This is a genomic window from Pseudomonas sp. TE24901, assembly GCF_054058375.1.
On record NZ_JBSSAF010000009.1, the window covers coordinates 1 to 18039 of the forward strand.

General features: G+C 59.4%; 18 protein-coding genes. 4 read left to right on the top strand and 14 right to left on the bottom strand.

The annotated features are described in order from the left end of the window. Nucleotides 1-93: 93 nt before the first annotated feature. The 9 genes from msrQ to mrcB form a co-directional block, all read right to left on the bottom strand. Entirely contained in the window at nucleotides 94-714 is a 621-nt protein-coding gene (gene msrQ, locus ACVWVP_RS18560) for a protein-methionine-sulfoxide reductase heme-binding subunit MsrQ (protein ID WP_457407534.1), read from the bottom strand. After that, nucleotides 714-1727 carry a protein-methionine-sulfoxide reductase catalytic subunit MsrP gene (gene msrP, locus ACVWVP_RS18565; protein WP_259175199.1) on the bottom strand — a complete coding sequence of 338 codons (1014 nt, stop codon included), beginning with the start codon at nucleotides 1725-1727 and terminating at the stop codon, nucleotides 714-716. The genes msrQ and msrP overlap by 1 nt, the downstream gene beginning before the upstream one ends. A 63-nt stretch (nucleotides 1728-1790) precedes the next feature. Further along, nucleotides 1791-2648, bottom strand: a complete 858-nt coding sequence (pssA, locus tag ACVWVP_RS18570) for a CDP-diacylglycerol--serine O-phosphatidyltransferase (protein ID WP_178919572.1) — start codon at nucleotides 2646-2648, stop codon at nucleotides 1791-1793. A gap of 143 nt (nucleotides 2649-2791) precedes the next feature. Continuing rightward, entirely contained in the window at nucleotides 2792-3808 is a 1017-nt protein-coding gene (gene ilvC / locus ACVWVP_RS18575) for a ketol-acid reductoisomerase (RefSeq protein ID WP_003194132.1), read from the bottom strand. 47 nt (nucleotides 3809-3855) lie between these two features. Next, nucleotides 3856-4347 carry an acetolactate synthase small subunit gene (gene ilvN / locus ACVWVP_RS18580; protein WP_003176102.1) on the bottom strand — a complete coding sequence of 164 codons (492 nt, stop codon included), beginning with the start codon at nucleotides 4345-4347 and terminating at the stop codon, nucleotides 3856-3858. A gap of 2 nt (nucleotides 4348-4349) precedes the next feature. After that, a complete protein-coding gene (locus tag ACVWVP_RS18585) occupies nucleotides 4350-6074 on the bottom strand; it encodes an acetolactate synthase 3 large subunit (RefSeq protein WP_178919571.1) in 1725 nt (574 codons plus the stop codon). A 431-nt stretch (nucleotides 6075-6505) separates the two neighbouring features. After that, nucleotides 6506-6835, bottom strand: a complete 330-nt coding sequence (locus ACVWVP_RS18590) for a YqcC family protein (protein ID WP_178919570.1) — start codon at nucleotides 6833-6835, stop codon at nucleotides 6506-6508. Further along, on the bottom strand, nucleotides 6835-7569 hold the full coding sequence (locus ACVWVP_RS18595) for a tetratricopeptide repeat protein (RefSeq protein WP_457407536.1): 735 nt from the start codon (nucleotides 7567-7569) through the stop codon (nucleotides 6835-6837). Before ACVWVP_RS18595 ends, ACVWVP_RS18590 begins: the two co-directional genes overlap by 1 nt. 16 nt (nucleotides 7570-7585) lie before the next feature. After that, the gene (mrcB, locus tag ACVWVP_RS18600; RefSeq protein ID WP_457407537.1) at nucleotides 7586-9910 is read right to left on the bottom strand and encodes a penicillin-binding protein 1B; all 2325 of its coding nucleotides are present in this window, start codon (nucleotides 9908-9910) and stop codon (nucleotides 7586-7588) included. Between the two features lie 118 nt (nucleotides 9911-10028). Between mrcB and ACVWVP_RS18605 the strand changes: the two genes are divergently transcribed. The 3 genes from ACVWVP_RS18605 to ACVWVP_RS18615 all read left to right on the top strand — a co-directional run bounded on the left by ACVWVP_RS18605 (nucleotide 10029) and on the right by ACVWVP_RS18615 (nucleotide 12499). Continuing rightward, a complete protein-coding gene (locus tag ACVWVP_RS18605; RefSeq protein ID WP_178919567.1) occupies nucleotides 10029-11585 on the top strand; it encodes a bifunctional aminoglycoside phosphotransferase/ATP-binding protein in 1557 nt (518 codons plus the stop codon). Between the two features lie 93 nt (nucleotides 11586-11678). Continuing rightward, entirely contained in the window at nucleotides 11679-12023 is a 345-nt protein-coding gene (locus tag ACVWVP_RS18610; protein WP_178919566.1) for a pentapeptide repeat-containing protein, read from the top strand. A 203-nt stretch (nucleotides 12024-12226) separates the two neighbouring features. Beyond that, nucleotides 12227-12499, top strand: a complete 273-nt coding sequence (locus ACVWVP_RS18615) for a TfoX/Sxy family protein (RefSeq protein ID WP_176998402.1) — start codon at nucleotides 12227-12229, stop codon at nucleotides 12497-12499. Nucleotides 12500-12742: 243 nt separating this feature from the next. Here ACVWVP_RS18615 and ACVWVP_RS18620 read toward each other — a convergent pair whose 3' ends face one another. From ACVWVP_RS18620 to ACVWVP_RS18630, 3 genes are read right to left on the bottom strand one after another with little or no spacing between them, the layout of a single operon-like run. Continuing rightward, a complete protein-coding gene (locus tag ACVWVP_RS18620; RefSeq protein ID WP_178919565.1) occupies nucleotides 12743-13510 on the bottom strand; it encodes a heme ABC transporter ATP-binding protein in 768 nt (255 codons plus the stop codon). After that, a complete protein-coding gene (locus ACVWVP_RS18625) occupies nucleotides 13510-14493 on the bottom strand; it encodes a FecCD family ABC transporter permease (RefSeq protein WP_457407659.1) in 984 nt (327 codons plus the stop codon). Before ACVWVP_RS18625 ends, ACVWVP_RS18620 begins: the two co-directional genes overlap by 1 nt. Before the next feature lie 50 nt (nucleotides 14494-14543). After that, nucleotides 14544-15422, bottom strand: coding sequence for a heme/hemin ABC transporter substrate-binding protein (locus ACVWVP_RS18630; RefSeq protein WP_457407538.1), 879 nt, complete (start codon nucleotides 15420-15422; stop codon nucleotides 14544-14546). A 156-nt stretch (nucleotides 15423-15578) separates the two neighbouring features. Here ACVWVP_RS18630 and ACVWVP_RS18635 point away from each other — a divergent pair, with 156 nt between their 5' ends. Beyond that, on the top strand, nucleotides 15579-15896 hold the full coding sequence (locus tag ACVWVP_RS18635) for a Rieske (2Fe-2S) protein (RefSeq protein ID WP_178919563.1): 318 nt from the start codon (nucleotides 15579-15581) through the stop codon (nucleotides 15894-15896). Here ACVWVP_RS18635 and sfsA read toward each other — a convergent pair. Together sfsA and ACVWVP_RS18645 are read right to left on the bottom strand one after the other, a co-directional pair. Beyond that, a complete protein-coding gene (gene sfsA, locus ACVWVP_RS18640) occupies nucleotides 15893-16606 on the bottom strand; it encodes a DNA/RNA nuclease SfsA (protein WP_457407539.1) in 714 nt (237 codons plus the stop codon). The genes ACVWVP_RS18635 and sfsA overlap by 4 nt on opposite strands. After that, nucleotides 16606-17778: a pyridoxal phosphate-dependent aminotransferase gene (locus ACVWVP_RS18645; RefSeq protein ID WP_259175187.1), complete on the bottom strand. Its 1173-nt coding sequence runs from the start codon at nucleotides 17776-17778 to the stop codon at nucleotides 16606-16608. The genes sfsA and ACVWVP_RS18645 overlap by 1 nt, the downstream gene beginning before the upstream one ends. Between the last annotated feature and the right edge of the window lie 261 nt (nucleotides 17779-18039).

Genomic DNA, 18039 nt, shown 5'->3' on the forward strand with positions numbered 1-18039 from the left:
ACTTAACTCATTGAAACTCAAGGAGTTTTCCGTTTCGACTGCGCCGGAAGTGGGGCGAATTATAGGCTTCCAGAATCTGCCGTCAACCCTTAATTACGCTTTTGTTGCAGAAACTGGTTTTTTCGCAATAAGGCGTGGAATTCTGCGCATTACCGGCGGTATCCGCAGCATCAGGAGCAAAGCACCTATAAAGGCATAGACAGCCCATTCCTTTAGATCCGCTCGCACAATCCACAACATATGCAGCAAGCCGAGCCCGAGAATCACATAGACCAGACGGTGCAATTTCTTCCAGCGACTCCCAAGCCGACGCTGGCTATAGCGGTTCGACGTCACCGCCAGCACTAATAAGGACAGAAAACCCAAGGTACCCACAATAATGTAGGGACGTTTACGCAATTCCACCCCAAGCTGCGACCAATCGAGCCCCAGAACAAACACACAATAAGCCGCCAGGTGCAGCACGACATACGTAAAGCACCACAACCCCAATTGCCGGCGCACCGCTATCCACCCTGCCCAACCGCTCAATTTCTGCAGCGGTGTCATTCCCAAGGTAATCAGCAGCAGAATCAGAGTGCCCAACCCCAGGCGATCAACCAGCACTTTGCCCGGATCCGGCCCTAAGGCAAAACTCCATGCTTCGTACAACCAGAAAAGCGGCCACACAGCCACGGCTATAAAGACGCTAATGCGCCAGATGGGATAGCGCATCAGTAGTTCTTCCGCAAATCCAGATTGGTATACAGAGAGGCAACCTCATCCGAGTACCCGTTGAACATCTGCGTCTCGCGCACGTTGGGACTGAATAGACCGCTCGGCAACCGGCGCTCCCGAGCCTGGGTCCAGCGAGGGTGGTCGACTGTCGGGTTCACATTCGCATAAAACCCATATTCGTCCGCTGCGATGCTTTGCCATGTAGTTTTCGGCTGCTCGTTCACCAGACTGATTCGCACGATGGACTTCACACTCTTGAAGCCATACTTCCATGGCACCACCAGCCGCAATGGCGCGCCGTTCTGATTCGGCAACTCCCGCCCATACATGCCAACGGCAAGAATCGCCAAAGGGTTCATCGCTTCATCCAAACGCAGCCCCTCTACATAAGGCCAATCGATCAAACCGAAGCTTGATCGCTGACCAGGCATGCTCTTGGGATCTTTAAGGGTTTCAAAGCGGATGTATTTGGCTTTGGACGTAGGCTCCACCTGCTTGAGCAAGGCCGAGATGGGAAAGCCCATCCACGGAATGACCATCGACCACGCCTCGACACAGCGCAAACGATAGATTCGCTCCTCCAGTTGGTAAGGCTTCATGAAGTCTTCCAGGGCATAGCGCCCCGGCTTCGCAACCTCGCCATCAATCACCACACTCCAGGGTTCGGTTTGCAGCGACCCCGCATTGGTTGCAGGGTCGCCTTTGCCGGTGCCAAATTCATAGAAGTTGTTGTAGTGGGTCGCGTCCTTGAACGGGGTAATCGCCTCCCCCGTCACGGTCACAGCCTGCCACTTGGTCTCGGGAAGTTTGTCGGCAAACCAGCTGGGCGCCTTGCCTGCCTCGACATCGGCATAACGCGAAGCATCGTTGGCACTTGCCCAACGCGGTAAGCTGCTGGCCGCAATGCCAGCAAGCGCCCCACCGAGCAAGCTACGGCGTGAGAGATAGAAGGATTCAGGTGTGACGTCCGATTCGTGGCAATCGGACGCTTTGGGCAATTTGATTAGCATGGCAACTCCGCAGTATTGGAGAACTGATGCACCAATAGACTGCGGAGTATGGGGGAAATTACATTAAGGCAATGTTTTGTCCCGACGCAGATGCAGCAAGTACTGAACCGGCCCCGAAGCCGCGTAGATCAGGAACGCCAGCAGCAGAATGCGAGGTGGGTCGCTGAACACGACGGCGAACACAAGCACCACCACCAGGATCGCCACGAAAGGCACGCGCCCCTTGAGGTCGAACTCCTTGAAACTGTTGTACTTGATATTGCTGACCATCAGCATGCCGGCCGCCGCCACCATCAAGGCCACCAGAAACGACATCTTGGAACCCTGGATGCCGTAGTCACTGAACGCCCAGACAATGCCCGCCACCACTCCGGCAGCTGCCGGGCTGGCCAGGCCGATGAAGTAGCGCTTGTCGGCAGTACCCACCTGGGTATTGAAACGCGCCAGGCGCAAGGCTGCGCCCGCGACATAGATGAAGGCAACCATCCACCCCACCTTACCCATGTCTCCCAGGGCCCAGGCAAACGCCAGCAGAGCAGGAGCAACGCCAAAGGCGACCATGTCCGACAACGAATCGTACTCGGCGCCGAAGGCACTTTGGGTGTTGGTCATGCGCGCGACACGGCCATCAAGGCCGTCGAGCACCATGGCCACAAAAATAGCTATGGCCGCAAAACCGAAGTATTTGCTGGCACTCGCCGCATCACCCGCTGCCAGCGCACTCTGCGCACTCATGGAGTTGATGATGGAATAGAACCCGGCAAACAAGTTCGCCGTGGTGAACAGATTGGGCAGAAGATAGATACCACGATGCCGGACCTTGCGACCTTCCGCATCATGCCCTTCTTCGACATGCTCATCGATCGGTAGCAGGCTATCGGCGTCAGAGGCCTGGCCCGGCTCTTCGGGACGTTCGGTCATGGACTTTACCTTGCAACGGTGTGAAAAAATTCGACAAATACTTGCAGAGCGCGTTCGCCTGCAAACGATGCAGCTTTATACCAGAACCCGCCCCCAAACGAAAAAACGCGGCCTAAGCCGCGTTTTTCCTTGATGCGTACGACTTAGTTCTTGGCTTTGTCGACGATCTTGTTGGCACCGATCCACGGCATCATGGAGCGCAGTTGCTCGCCGATGACTTCGATGCCGTGAGCGGCGTTGTTACGACGCTTGGCGGTCATCGAAGGGTAGCCGGTTGCGCCTTCGCTGATGAACATTTTGGCGTACTCGCCGTCCTGAATACGTTTCAGGGCGTTGCGCATGGCCTGACGGGACTCGGCGTTGATCACTTCCGGGCCAGTCACGTACTCGCCGTATTCGGCGTTGTTGGAGATCGAGTAGTTCATGTTGGCGATACCGCCTTCGTACATGAGGTCAACGATCAGCTTCAGTTCGTGCAGGCATTCGAAGTAGGCCATTTCCGGCGCGTAGCCGGCTTCAACCAGGGTTTCGAAACCGGCTTTGACCAGCTCAACGGTACCGCCGCACAGAACGGCTTGTTCGCCGAACAGGTCGGTTTCGGTCTCGTCCTTGAAGGTGGTTTCGATGATGCCGGTACGACCGCCACCCACGCCAGCAGCGTAGGACAGGGCGACGTTCTTGGCGTTGCCCGACGCGTCCTGGTAGATCGCGATCAGGTCAGGGATACCGCCGCCTTTGACGAACTCGGAACGCACGGTGTGGCCCGGTGCTTTCGGCGCGATCATGATCACGTCGAGGTCAGCGCGCGGCACAACCTGGTTGTAGTGGATCGCGAAGCCGTGGGAGAAGGCCAGGGTGGCGCCCTTCTTGATATTCGGCTCGATTTCGTTCTTGTACAGCGAGGACTGGAACTCGTCCGGGGTCAGGATCATGACCAGGTCGGCAGCCGCAACAGCAGAAGCAACGTCAGTCACTTTCAGGCCATGGGCTTCAGCCTTGGCAACAGTGGCCGAGCCTTTGCGCAGGCCGACAGTCACGTCAACGCCGGAATCTTTCAGGTTGCACGCTTGTGCATGACCCTGGGAACCGTAGCCGATGATGGCGACTTTCTTGCCCTGGATGATCGACAGGTCACAATCTTTATCGTAATAAACTTTCATGAGGTTCCTCTATATATCCAGGCCGTAAGGCCATTCGCTAATTTGGGTTAGATGCTGAGTACTTTGTCGCCACGGGCAATCCCGGTGACACCACTGCGTACCGTTTCCAGAATCGAGGCCGTCCCGATCGACTGGATGAAGCTGTCCAGCTTGTCGCTTGTACCGGTCAGTTGAACGGTATAAACGCTGGCGCTCACATCGACGATCTGCCCGCGATAAATGTCGGTAGTCCGTTTGATCTCGGCACGTTGGGCACCCGTGGCCTTGACCTTGACCAGCATCAGCTCGCGCTCGATGTGGGCACTTTCCGACAGGTCGACCAGCTTGACCACTTCGATCAGCTTGTTGAGGTTCTTGGTGATCTGCTCGATCACCTCATCGTGACCCACGGTGGTCAACGTCAGACGCGACAGAGTCGGGTCTTCGGTCGGGGCCACGGTCAGGCTTTCGATGTTGTAGTTGCGTTGCGAAAACAGGCCGACAACACGAGACAGAGCGCCGGGTTCGTTCTCCAGAAGCAGGGAGATAATGTGCCGCATGATTAAGTACGCTCCGTCTTGTTCAGCCACATGTCGCGCATAGAGCCGTCTTTGATCTGCATCGGGTAGACGTGCTCGCTGGTATCCACCTGAATATCGATGAACACCAGGCGGTCCTTCATGGCGAACGCCTCTTCCATCTTCGGCTTCAGATCTTTCAAATCGGTGATGCGAATGCCGACGTGGCCATAGGCTTCAACCAATTTTACGAAATCCGGCAGCGACTCCATGTAGGAATGGGAGTGACGGCTGTTGTAGCTCATGTCCTGCCACTGACGAACCATGCCCAGCACGCCGTTGTTCAGGCAGACGATCTTCACCGGAAGGCCGTACTGCAGGCACGTCGACAGTTCCTGGATGTTCATCTGGATGCTGCCCTCACCGGTGACGCACGCGACATCGGTGTCCGGAAAGCTCAGTTTCACGCCCATGGCCGCAGGGAAACCAAAGCCCATCGTGCCCAGGCCACCGGAGTTGATCCAGCGGTTAGGCTTGTCGAACTTGTAGTACTGCGCGGCGAACATCTGGTGCTGGCCCACGTCGGAGGTCACAAAGGCGTCGCCCTTGGTCACTTCGCACAGGGTCTCGATCACGGTTTGTGGCTTGATGATGCTGCCGTCGCCCTTGTCATAAGGGAACAGGCCGCGGTCACCGCGCCATTCGTCGATCTGCTTCCACCAGCTGGCAACGGATTCCTTGTTCGGCGTCTCGCCGATGTCCTTGAGCGCGGCAACCATTTCGGTCAGCACGCTTTCCACAGGACCCACGATCGGCACGTCGGCCTTGATGGTCTTGGAGATGGACGCCGGGTCGATGTCGATGTGGATGATCTTGGCGTTCGGGCAGAACTTGCTCGCGCCATTGATCACACGGTCATCGAACCGCGCGCCCACGGCCAGGATCACGTCGGCGTGGTGCATGGTCAGGTTGGCTGTGTAGCTACCGTGCATGCCGAGCATGCCGACGAACTGACGGTCCGTACCCGGGAATGCGCCGAGGCCCATCAAGGTGTTGGTCACTGGCAGGTTGAGCAGCTTGGCCAATTCGGTCAACGGTGCGGAACCGCCGCCCAGAATCACGCCGCCACCCGAGTACAACACAGGGCGCTTGGCCGCCAGGAGCATTTCTGCGGCCTTGCGGATTTGCCCCGAGTGCCCACGAACGGCCGGGCTGTAGGAGCGCAGCTTGGCTTTCTTCGGGAAGACGTATTCGAATTTTTCAGCCGGGTTGGTCATGTCTTTCGGCACATCGACCACCACAGGGCCCGGGCGACCGGACTGTGCGAGGTAGAAAGCCTTTTTCATGACTTCCGGGATTTCCGATGGGTGCTTGATCATGAAGCTGTGTTTCACGATCGGCCGGGAGATACCGATCATGTCGGTTTCCTGGAATGCATCGGTACCCACCATGGTGCTAGGCACCTGGCCGGAGATGATCACCATCGGGATGGAGTCCATGTACGCAGTCGCGATGCCGGTGATGGCATTGGTTGCGCCTGGGCCGGACGTTACCAGTACCACACCGGCTTTACCGGTGGCACGGGCGTAACCGTCAGCCATATGGGTTGCAGCTTGTTCGTGGCGAACCAGGATGTGGTTGACAGCCGGTTCCTTGAACAGTGCGTCGTAAACATGCAGCAGAGCACCACCTGGGTACCCGTAGATATAGTCGACGCCTTCGTCACGCAAAAAGCGGACGAGCATCTCACCACCAGATAAAAGCTCCACGTTGTTCACCTCTAAAACGCCAGAATACCGTCCGTTGAAAACCGACGGGTCTTAATAGGTTTACTTCTCAACAGAGCATGAGCGACGGTGGTCGCCGACTACGTCAGCACTGACTGAGCAAGTATTGGGATCGTCCCAAGTGTTGCGGGCTTTTCCCACCCAGCGCGAGGTAACGCGTTGCGGGTGTTACAGGTCGGCGCGGATGTGCGCCTCATGATCTGCTGAGCGGGCCTGCTTCTGGCAGTCCCGATACAGCGGACTTTGGATTCTTCTGTTTCAGGCCCTTCAAGTCAAGCAATAATTGCGCTTTTTTCCAACTAAGCGCATGAGAACGTAGAAGAAAGGGCTTTGAGGAGGGATAAAACTCGCCTGAATGTCGTCAAGCGGTAGAAATGTGCGCAAGACTGCCGGAAAAACCGGCAGTCAGGCAATTAACGAGCGTCGACGATCAGTTGATCGAACTTTTTCAGCGCGTTACGCAAGCCAAGGCTCTCTTGCGGGCGATCGGCGTAGACCATCTCGGCCATCTCCAGGATCCCCGACGCGTTGGGCAATGGCAGATCCTGCTCGAGGATCTGCTTCATACGCACCAGGAAGATCCATTGCAGCCACTGGTGAAAGTCCAGGGTATCGACCGAAAACGGCTCGACACTGCTGAGCGCCTCGACGCTGGGGGACACTTCGTCCCACCAGCCTTGCACGCGCAACTCGCGCTCGATCAGCAACAACTGTTCGGCAATTGCTGGAAACCGTGCATCCATCAGAGGCTGACCTTGGCTTTTTGTCGAGCCTGGGCGGCACCGGCAGCATCACCCTGGGCGGCACGTGCATCACCGATCAAGGCCCACAGATTGGCTTGCAGATCGGGGCGACCGTTGGCCAGGGACAGGCCGCGACGGGCAAATTGCTCGGCTTGCGGTGCATCCCCCTGGGCCATGCGCACCTGAGCCAGGCGATACAGGACTTGCGGTTCACGCGGCGCCACGCGCTGGGCGCGCTCCAGGCTCGACGAGGCGCCATTCAGGTCACCACCCGCCTGCTGCTGCTGGGCGGTAGTAAGCAATGCCAGCACCGGGCCGTCCAGTTGCTCGTCAGCCGAGAGGCCGCCGGCGTTGGACGAAGACGGAATACCGCTCGGCGTCGACGGCATGGTGTAGGTGCCCTGGTTGATCGGCGCCGTTTGAATCGGCGTGGAATCGATCGGCCCCGATGTGCTTGGCCCAGGCGTCCATGGCTCGGCACTGATCGGCGCCGATGTGGTAGCGCCACCACCCGGCACCATCACCACCACGCCGGAATCCTGCGGCATGGCTTGAGGCCTGGCTTGGGCAGGACGGTTCGTCACGGTCTGGCGGAAACCGCCATTGGCCGAGATGCGATCGTTGTTGGAGACGGTCGTGCTTGAGTCCACCACCGGAATCGAACCGCGCTGCACGCTGGCGCAACCGTTGAGCAAAGCCAGAGCTGTAATAGCTGGAATCCACCACTTGTTCACTTGAAACCCTCTTTGCTTAATTCATCCAGCCCTTGACCCAATCCATCACCGACTCCGCACTGGCAGGGGCACCGCTACCGCAGGCGGGGCCGGCAGGTGGCTCGCTGCCGCGAATATACGGCATCTGCACCGCACCCGGGCAGTTGGCATCAGAGCCCTGCCCTGTGTGCGGATCGATCCACGCCTGCACGATGTTATCCGGCTGCGGCATATTAAGCGGCAGCGGGTCGGCTTTGCGCATGAAACTTGTCCACACCTGCAACGCGCCCGTCGCACCCGTGAACGGCGTCTTGCCGTTGTCGTCACGCCCCATCCAGACCACCGCCAGCACATCCTGGCCGAAACCGGCGAACCAGCTGTCACGCGAGTCGTTACTGGTGCCGGTCTTGCCCGCCAAGGTCAGGTTGGACGGCAGCACTTTATAAACAGAGCTGCCGGTGCCTTCACGCATCACGCGCTGCATCGCGTTCTGGATCAGGTAGATAGAGCCTGCATCAAAGCGCTGCTGAATCTGGAACGGGTAACGCTTGAGCGGCTCGCCCTCAGCGGTCAGCACACTGCGAATGCCGCGCATCGGTGTATTGAACCCACCGTTGGCGATCGTCTGGTACATCGTAGTGACTTCCATCGGCGTCATAGCGCCGGCGCCCAGCAGCATTGATGGGAACGCCGGGAACTCGCGGTTGATGCCTAGGCGTCCGAGGGTTTTCAACACATTCGGCACGCCGACTTCAAGCCCGAGGCGCGACGTGGAAATGTTGTAGGAATGCGCCAATCCCTGATAGAGGAAAATCGTACCGTTGGAGCGACGCTCGAAGTTTTTCGGCGTCCACACCTGGCCATCTGCCAATTTGACCGACAACGGGTCATCCGACAGCCAACTGGTAAGGGTGTATTTGCTCGGTTTTTCCAACGCAGTAAGGTAAACCGCCGGCTTGACCAGCGAGCCGATCGGCCGCACAGCGTCCAGCGCACGGTTGAACCCGGCAAAACTGGCCTGGCGACTGCCGATCATGGCCTGGACTTCACCGGTTTCCGGGTTGGTCACGACCATGGCCGCTTCAACGTCATCGATGCCCTTACGACCGGTCATGCGCTTGAAGGTGTCATTGACCGACGCCTCGGCCTTCATCTGCAGGATCGGGTCGAAACTGGTGAAGATCCGCAGGCCTTCTTCGGTCAAGTCTTCGTCGCGATAGTCTTCACGCAACTGGCGTTTGACCAGGTCGATGAAGCCGGGGAAGGAACTGTCCGCCAGCTTGCCGCGCGTGGTAACGCCCAACGGCATCCTCTTCGCCGCCGCCACCTGCTCAGCCGTGGCCACGCCCTGCTGTTCAAGCACATCGAGCACCAGGTTGCGACGCTCCAGCGCACGCTCAGGGTTTCGACGTGGGTTGTAATAGGACGGCCCCTTGACCATGCCGACCAGCAACGCCACCTGATGCAGCTTCAACTCGGACAGCGGCTGGCCAAAAAAGAACTGACTGGCCAGGCCGAAACCATGCACGGCCCGCTGGCCGTCCTGGCCGACGAATACTTCGTTGAGGTACGCCTCGAGAATTTCCTGCTTGCTGTAGTGCAACTCAAGCAGCATCGCCATCATCGCTTCGGTCAGTTTGCGGGTCAGGCTGCGTTCGTTGGTGAGGTAGAAGTTCTTGACCAACTGCTGGGTCAGCGTACTGCCGCCCTGGGTCATTTTGCCGCCGGAGGTGTTCACCCAGATGGCCCGGGCAATCGACTTGGGCGAAACGCCCCAGTGGCTGTAGAAATCGCGGTCTTCCACCGCAACCAACGTCTCCAGCAGGTACGGCGGAACCTGATCGAGCTTGATGAGGATGCGGTCTTCAAGATTCTTGGGATAAATGCCGCCGATCAGCAGCGGTTCAAGGCGCACCACTGGCAGTTTCGAGCCATTGAGGGACGACAGCTCGGCAACATAATCACCAGAGAAGCGCACGCGCACCGGCTGGGCTTTCTCCAGGCCTTCATAGAACTGGAAGCCTCGGGTGTTCAGGTCGACGGTGTTACCGCTGACCGCCGCCGCGCCCGGGCCATTGCTCACGGGTTCGCGGCGGTAGCCCAGTGCATCCAGCTCAGTGAGAAAGTCATCCTTGCTCAGCTTCTGGCCGGTAAACAGCTCCAGCGGGCGTGCATACACCTTGGCCGGGATGGTCCAGCGCTTGCCGGAGAACTTCTCCTGCACCACGGCATCGAGGTACACCGCAAAGCCGGCGAGCACCACAAGGCCGACCAGGCCGAGCTTGAGCGCCCAGCCCAGCCAAGGGCGCAGGCCGCGGGAAGGAGGTTTTTTACGGGAACGGGGAGATCGGGTTCGAGTCATGGCGGCGGATTATACGCACTTTATTGATCATCAACATGAGCCGGACAGCGGTTTGCACGACCGCTCGTAGCGGCCATAATGCCCGCCATGATTTCCCCCCGACTTTGAAGGATCGCCCGTGAGCCAGTCCCTGATCGCTGCCCTGCAAAACCCGGCTTTATACCCACACCCGGTTGAAGCGTTTCAAGTCATCGAAACCCATATCTCCTGGGTGATCCTGACCGGCCCCTACGCCTATAAATTGAAGAAGCCGATGAACTTCGGCTTTCTCAACTTCACGGCCCTGGAAGACCGCGGCCACTTCTGCAACGAAGAACTGCGCCTGAACGGGCGCCTGACCGAAGATTTGTATCTTGAAGTGTTGCCGATTACCGGTACCGCCGAAGCCCCGCAATTGGGCGGTGAAGGCCCGGTGATCGAGTACGCGCTGAAAATGCGCCAGTTCCCACAAAGCCAACTGCTAAGCACCTTGCAAGCCAATGGCGAACTGACCAGCGCGCACATCGATGAGATGGCCAAACAGATTGCACACTTTCACCTGACAGCCCCGAAAGTGCCGCAGGATCACCCGGCCGGTACACCGGACGAAGTGATGGCACCGGTGCGGCAGAACTTCGAACAGATCCGCCCGTTCCTCAGCGACAAGGCCGACCTGGTTCAACTCGAAGCCCTGCAAGCCTGGGCCGAAAGCAGTTTCGAGCGTCTCAAGCCCTTGCTCGCCCAGCGCAAGCTCGACGGCTTCACTCGCGAATGCCACGGTGACATCCACCTGGGCAACGCCACCTTGATCAATGGTCGTGTAGTGATCTTCGACTGCATCGAATTCAACGAGCCGTTCCGCTTCACCGACGTCTACGCCGACACCGGCTTCCTGGCAATGGACCTGGAAGACCGTGGCCTCAAATCCCTGGCACGCCGCTTCATCAGCCAGTACCTGGAATTGACAGGCGACTACAAAGGCCTTGAAGTGCTGAACTTCTACAAAGCCTACCGCGCCCTGGTCCGTGCCAAGATCGCACTGTTCAGCATGCCAAGCGAGGCCAGCCCGGTACAACGCGCCACCACCCTGCGCCAGTACCGCAACTACGCGAACCTCGCAGAAAGCTACAGCACCATTCCGTCGCGCTTCCTGGCCATTACCCACGGCGTTTCGGCTGTCGGCAAAAGCCAGGTCTCGATGCGACTGGTGGAAGCCTTGGGCGCCGTGCGCCTGCGTTCAGACGTTGAACGCAAGCGCCTGTTCGGTGAACAACAGGTGGAAAACACGCCACAAGCCGGCATTTATGCAGCCGACGCCAGTGCAGCGACCTACGCCCGCCTGAATGAAATTGCCGATACCGTGCTGCGTGCAGGCTTCCCTGTGGTGCTGGATGCCACGTTCCTGAAGCACGAACAGCGCAGCGCCGCCGCCAAAGTGGCTGAAGCGACTGGCGCTCCTTTCCTGATCCTGGATTGCAACGCACCACAGGCCGTTATCGCCAGCTGGCTGGCACAACGTCAGGCGGACAAGAACGATCCTTCCGACGCAACACTGGCGGTCATTGAGGAGCAACAAGCCAACCGTGAGCCACTGACCGCCGAGGAACTGCTGCTCAGCCATCGTGTCGAGACCAATGAAAGCGGGACACTCGACGCCTTGGTCGCCCACATTCGCCAGCGCCTGCCAGGCCTGTAAGAAATATTTCTTGGTCGTGTCACCGACTTAGGGCGCACGACCAGGCAATAGTGGCACTATAATGGCGTCATAAATCCAACAGGAGTCGCCGTCATGAGTCAGCCCAAGCTTCTTGATACCCCGCTCTACTCGCTCCTGCATAAAGATGACATCCGAGGTTTCAACCAGGAGCGCCCCAAAGACGGTGCCATCAATATGCGTGGCGGCGACTTCCGCGGGCTCGACCTGCGTGAGCTGAACGCTACCGGTGTGGACTTCACCGACGCGTACTTTCGCTCCGCTGACCTACGCGGTTTGGACTTGCGCGACTGCTCACTGGAAGGCGCCAGCCTGGCCCATGCACAGATCTCAGGGGCTTACTTTCCGCCTGAACTGACCGCCGATGAGATCCTAATGTCGGTCAATTTCGGTACCCGCCTGCGTTACCGCACCAAGTAATGCCATTACCCAAAACCCCGGTCACGCCCAGGCGCGCCGGGGTTTTATGCCTGCCTTTTGTCAAAATCCTCGCGCCATTCTTATAAGCTTTTCAGCCGTTCCTGACCAAAGAACTACGCTTTTCCTACTGAGCGCTACACTCCTTTTCAGGCTTGCCTGGTCACGATACCCACCGCACCATTCGGCCGTCGCAAGGAGGCTTGATGAACGATGAGCTGCAACACCTGAAAAATCTTGGCAAGACGTCGGCGCAGTGGCTGCATGCGGTGGGCATCCACAGCGCGTCCGATCTGCGCCGCTTGGGAGCGGTCGACGCCTACCGAGCCGTGCGGACGCGTGGATTCCGGGCGTCCAAAGTGCTGCTGTATGCCATCGAAGGCGCATTGATGGATGTGCACTGGAACGACATTCCGTCGGAGCGCAAGGAAGCGTTGAACCGTCAGTTGGATGCTATTTCAGCGCGGCAGAAGAATTAGATTCACGATCAGACCCAGCCTTTACGGGCATGACAAACACCTGTTTGAGAAAACTTGAGGAGCAAGGAAAAACAAAGGTTGACTCTCAAATGAGAATCGTTATGATTATCACAACTGGTCGCGAGATCAGCCGATAACTGAAAGACCATTGGTTCGGACTCTCAGATTATCTCCTCATCAGGCTAATCACGGTTATTTGACCCGGCTCTTGCCGGGTCTTTTTTTGCCTGCAATAAATCGACTTCAGCGCGCAATAATCAATGGGTGGCCACGTTCGGGATGCGGCTGCACCAACACCTCCAGGCCAAAGACAGCCTTGAGCGGCTCGGGCAGCAAGACCTTCGAAGGTATATCCAGCGCATGAGGGCGTCCCTGTTCCAGCAACAGGATACGATCGCAGTAACGCGCTGCCAGGTTAAGGTCATGGAGGATCACCAGCACCGCCGCCCCCCGATCCGCAAAGTGGCGGATGGCCTGCAGGGTGGTGTGCTGGTGCAACGGGTCGAGCATCGATGTGGGCTCATCCAATAGCAGCGTCTGGCCAGCTTCACCCGGCCATAACTGTGCGAGAACCCGCGCAAGATGCACCCGTTGACGCTCCCCACCCGACAGCGCCAGGTAGCTGCGGCCACTCAAGTGCCCCACATCCGCCGCCTGCAGGGCCGCGCTGATGATTTCATCATCACGCACCCGACCCGTCTGATGAGGCAAGCGCCCCATGCCGACCACCTCTTCGACACGGAAGGCAAAGTCCAGCGTCGATACCTGCGGCAGCACTGCCAGCCGCTGCGCACGTTGCGAACCACTCCAGTCAGCCAACACGTGCTGGTCAAGCCAGACATTGCCCTTATCCGGCTGCAACTCTCCACACAACGCGCCAAGCAACGTACTTTTGCCCGCCCCGTTGGGGCCCAGCACACCCAACACTTCCCCCGGCAACAGGTCCAAGGTGACATCAGCCAGAACCGTCTTGTGACCGCGCCGGATCTGCAGCTCTTCCACTCGCAGCATCAGGCACGCCCCCGCAACAACAGGTAGAGAAAAAATGGCGCACCAATAAACGCAGTCACGATACCAATCGGCAACTCAGCCGGCGCCAGCGCCAAGCGAGCCACCAAATCGGCGAACAGCAACAGGCTCGCCCCTGCCAATACCGATGCGGGCAACAACACCCGGTGATCCGGTCCGGCCAGCAACCGCACCAGATGTGGAACCACCAGCCCGACAAAACCGATCATGCCGGCTGCCGCCACGGCGGCTCCCACCCCCAGCGCGGTACAGAAGACCAGCTCACGCTTAAGCCTCTCGACATCAACACCCAGGTGATTGGCCTCGGACTCTCCCAGCAACAGCGCATTCAACGCCTTGGCCCGCCGCGGCAACCACAGCGCCACACCGCCACTCACCAACAGCAACGGCCACAACCGCGAATAGCTCGCACCATTGAGGCTGCCCAGGTTCCAGAAGGTCAGCGTGCGTAAAGTGGCGTCATCCGCCAGGTAGGTAAACAGCCCAACCGCCGAACTGGCGAGGGCTGTAAGGGCAATACCGGCGAGCAGCATCGTTGCCACGTTGGTCTGGCCATTACGTCGCCCCAGGCGGTAGACCAGGGCCGTCACCCCGAGCCCCCCGAGGAACGCACACAGCGACAATAAATACGGCCCAACCGCATCCGGCAGGCCGCCAAAGAACGAACCACCGACTATCGCAATCGCCGCCCCCAGCGCAGCACCGCTGGACACCCCCACCAACCCTGGATCGGCCAGCGGGTTGCGAAACAGTCCCTGCATCGCCACACCCGACAGTGCCAAAACGCCCCCCACCGCCAGCCCGAGCAACGTTCGCGGCAGGCGAATCTGCCCCAGGATCAACTCGGCCTGCTCCAACCCTTGCGCCTCAATCGGTATACCCATCAAGCGCAACGCAGCCTTGAGCGTATCCACCAGCGGTAGGCTGACCGGCCCCAAGGCCAATGAGAGCCAGGTCGCCAACACACACAGCAACGCCAGCCCGATAAACAGTGTTTTGGGTTTAACCAGCGTCGTCATGGGGCGGGCTTGGCCTGGGACGGGTAAAACCCGGCAGACAGCTTCACCAGGCTTTGCGGCAGACGCGGTCCGAGCCCACCCACCAGCAGCGTCGGATCCACTTCAAACACCCGGCCCTGCTTGGCGGCCGGTGTGGAAGCCAGAATCGGGTTTTCCTTGAATAGCGCTGCACGCGCCGCATCACCGGTAAGGGCACGATCAGCAAACACCAGAACATCCGGACTCAAACCTGCCAGCGACTCCACCGAAAACGGCTTGTAACCACTGTGGGTTGCCAGGTTATGTCCGCCAGCCTGTTGCAGCATCCAATCGGCAGCCGTGTCTTTACCCGCGATCAGCGGCTTGCCACCCGCGTGACCGAGCAACAGCAGCACACCCGGGGATTTCTGCGTGGCCTGGGCCTTGGCAACCCAACTTTTCTGCTGCTCAAGAGCCTGTTCATATCCAGTAAACAATTCGTTGGCTTTCGCCTCGCTGCCCAACAGTTTGCCCAAGTGCTGCAAGTTGCCTTTCAACGTCGGCAGGTCCGGTTGGGCCGAGAACAACTCCACCTGCACACCAGCACCGCGAATCTGGGCCAACACGGGCGGCGGCCCCATTTCCTCGGTGCCTACCAGAATCTGCGGGCGCAAACTCAGAATGCCTTCAGCCGACAACTGCCGCTGGTAGCCAATGCTCGGCAGCGCCTTGAGCGACTCGGGATGCTGACTGGTGGTATCAACCCCCACCAACTTCGACTCCGCGCCAAAGGCCGTCACCCATTCCGACAGCGCACCACCGGCACTCACCCAGCGTTGTGGCAGTTCGGAGGCGACTGCCCCATGGTTGACCAGCAGTGAGGCAACAAGCGCAATAGCGCTGGTACTCAGGCGCATAACAGGGTTTCCTTCCAGGGGCAGGGCCAATCAAGCACTCAGGGATGTGACAGACAACACCTGCCAGGCATCGTATTGAGCGCCCGGTCAGCCGACGGGCGAAGCCGGCATTTGATAATTGTTTGCATTTGAACGTCAAGGCACTTAAGGATTGAAATGAAGTTTCTCTGCCCCTCCGCCACCCTCGCGCCCAATAGCAGCCTTGGTTTTGAAATCGATGGTTGCAAATTGTTGGCCGTGCGCCGGGGCGGCGTCGCCTACTTCTATATCAACCGCTGCCCCCATCGCGGCATCCCGCTGGAATGGCAGCCCGACCACTTCCTCGACACCAGCGCCAGCCTGATCCAGTGCGCCACCCATGGCGCGCTGTTCCTGATCGAAAGCGGTGAGTGCATCGCCGGCCCTTGCGCCGGCCAAAGCCTCACCGCCCTGCCCGGTCGCGAGGACGAACAGGGGTTGTGGGTGGAACTCTAGTCGCCCATCACGACATCCAGGCGCCGGTCGACGTAAATTTCTTCAGGCGTTACCCGCACGCCATAGGCCAACACCTCCACACCGGCAGCCTTGGCCTCACGCAATGCCGCGGCGTAACCGGCATCTATTTCAACGGCCGGGCGCACCGCATCCACGCCCGACAGATTGACGCAATACAACTGCACCGCCCGCACGCCTTCACGCGCCAGATGCGCCAGCTCCCGCAAATGCTTGGCACCGCGCTGGGTGACGGCGTCGGGGAAAGCCGCGACCGTCGAGCCATCAAAACCCAGCGTGACGCTCTTGACCTCGACGTAAGCCGAGCCCTGGGGATAATCGAGCCAAAAGTCGATGCGGCTTTTTTCTTGGCCGTAGGGCACTTCACGCTTCAGGGCAGTAAAGCCGTTGAGCTCAGTGATGACACCCGCGTGTAGCGCCTCCTCAACCAACTGATTGGCCCGCGCCGTATTGACGCACGCGAGGCGCCCCTGGGGCGTTTCGGCGATTTCCCAGGTGCCCGGCAACTTGCGCTTGGGGTCCGTTGACCGGCTGAACCAGACCTGCCCACCCTCCACCATGCAATTGAGCATCGAGCCGGTGTTCGGGCAGTGAATGGTCAGCAACTCGCCGGTAACGGTTTCGATATCGGTGAGAAAACGCTTGTAGCGGCGAATCAGCCGCCCTTCTTCGAGGGGAGGATGAAAGCGCATCAGCCTTGCCAGCTCCGCAAGCCACGGGCGATACGTTCCACCGCCTCCTGCAGTCGATCGAGGTTTTGCGTGTAGGCAAAACGCACATGATGCCCCGCCTGATGGCGGCCAAAGTCCAGCCCGGGGGTAAAAGCGACATGCTCGGTTTCGAGGAAATGCCGGCAGAACGCGAAGGCATCACCGCCAAACGCGCTGATATCAGCGTACAAATAGAACGCCCCCTCTGGCTCCACTGCAATGCCGAACCCCAGTTCACGCAGCGCTGGCAGCAGGAAGTCGCGACGACGGCCAAACTCGGCGCGGCGCTCTTCCAGAATGCTCAGGGTTTGCGGGGTGAAACAGGCCAAGGCCGCGTATTGGGCCATGCTCGGCGCGCTGATGTAGAGGTTTTGCGCCAGCTTCTCCAGCTCGCCCACCGCCGCCGGTGGCGCCACCAACCAACCCAGGCGCCAGCCGGTCATGCCGAAATACTTCGAAAAACTATTCAGGACAAAGGCGTCATCGTCGACTTCCAGCACGCTGGCAGCGTCTGTGCCATAGGTGAGGCCGTGGTAGATCTCGTCGACCACCAGGTGACCATTACGTGCCTTGATCGCATTCGACAGGCTGGCCAACTCATCTCGCGCAAGAATGGTTCCGGTCGGGTTGGCGGGCGACGCCACGAGCGCGCCAACACTGTCCTGGTCCCAATGCCTGGCCACCAGGTCGGCGGTCAGCTGATAGCGAACCTCAGGCCCCACCGGCACCAATTGGGCCGCGCCCTCCACCAGCCGCAGGAAATGCCGATTACACGGGTAACCTGGGTCCGCCAGCAGCCAATGTTTGCCCGGGTCGACCAACAGACTGCTCGCCAGCAACAGCGCGCCCGAACCACCAGGGGTGATCAGGATGCGCTCAGGGTCCACGCTCAAACCGTAGCGTTGCCCGTAAAAACCGCTGATGGCCTCACGCAATTCCGGCAGGCCACGGGCTGCGGTGTAGCGCGTCTTGCCGTTCGCCAGCGCGGCCTGGCCGGCCTGGATGATCGGCTCGGCCGTGGTGAAGTCCGGCTCGCCGATCTCCAGGTGGATCACGTCATGACCCGCAGCCTGCAGCTCATTGGCGCGCGCCAGCAACGCCATGACATGAAAAGGTTCGATGGCGCGACTGCGCGCACTGTAGGGCTGAGCCATTAGCCTTCCTTAGACGGTGAGGACAAAATCTGGATTCTACCGAACCCGCGCCGTAAAACATGTTCTATTGCCTGCCCCGTGGCCTGCGATGAACCGGGCAGGCGCTTGCAAAACGACTAAAATCAACACTCGAGGCTCCTCATAACCAGCCATGCCGGGCTGCTACCGTTTGCAACCCGCGCGCGATGGGCCTCGACAACCGGGAGTGGCGCACCCCGAATCTATCTGGTAAGTTCGCCCGCTTGCAGCCGCAGGGCCGGC

Bases quoted from the DNA above. Each gene is read 5' to 3' on its own strand.
- sfsA (WP_457407539.1), bottom strand. From the start codon at position 16,606: ATGCGCTTTCATCCTCCCCTCGAAGAAGGGCGGCTGATTCGCCGCTAC.
- ACVWVP_RS18645 (WP_259175187.1), bottom strand. From the start codon at position 17,778: ATGGCTCAGCCCTACAGTGCGCGCAGTCGCGCCATCGAACCTTTTCAT.
- ACVWVP_RS18620 (WP_178919565.1), bottom strand. From the start codon at position 13,510: ATGCTGCGAGTGGAAGAGCTGCAGATCCGGCGCGGTCACAAGACGGTT.
- mrcB (WP_457407537.1), bottom strand. From the start codon at position 9,910: ATGACTCGAACCCGATCTCCCCGTTCCCGTAAAAAACCTCCTTCCCGC.
- msrQ (WP_457407534.1), bottom strand. From the start codon at position 714: ATGCGCTATCCCATCTGGCGCATTAGCGTCTTTATAGCCGTGGCTGTG.
- ACVWVP_RS18610 (WP_178919566.1), top strand. From the start codon at position 11,679: ATGAGTCAGCCCAAGCTTCTTGATACCCCGCTCTACTCGCTCCTGCAT.
- ilvC (WP_003194132.1), bottom strand. From the start codon at position 3,808: ATGAAAGTTTATTACGATAAAGATTGTGACCTGTCGATCATCCAGGGC.
- ACVWVP_RS18615 (WP_176998402.1), top strand. From the start codon at position 12,227: ATGAACGATGAGCTGCAACACCTGAAAAATCTTGGCAAGACGTCGGCG.
- pssA (WP_178919572.1), bottom strand. From the start codon at position 2,648: ATGACCGAACGTCCCGAAGAGCCGGGCCAGGCCTCTGACGCCGATAGC.
- ACVWVP_RS18635 (WP_178919563.1), top strand. From the start codon at position 15,579: ATGAAGTTTCTCTGCCCCTCCGCCACCCTCGCGCCCAATAGCAGCCTT.
- ACVWVP_RS18590 (WP_178919570.1), bottom strand. From the start codon at position 6,835: ATGGATGCACGGTTTCCAGCAATTGCCGAACAGTTGTTGCTGATCGAG.
- ACVWVP_RS18630 (WP_457407538.1), bottom strand. From the start codon at position 15,422: ATGCGCCTGAGTACCAGCGCTATTGCGCTTGTTGCCTCACTGCTGGTC.
- msrP (WP_259175199.1), bottom strand. From the start codon at position 1,727: ATGCTAATCAAATTGCCCAAAGCGTCCGATTGCCACGAATCGGACGTC.
- ilvN (WP_003176102.1), bottom strand. From the start codon at position 4,347: ATGCGGCACATTATCTCCCTGCTTCTGGAGAACGAACCCGGCGCTCTG.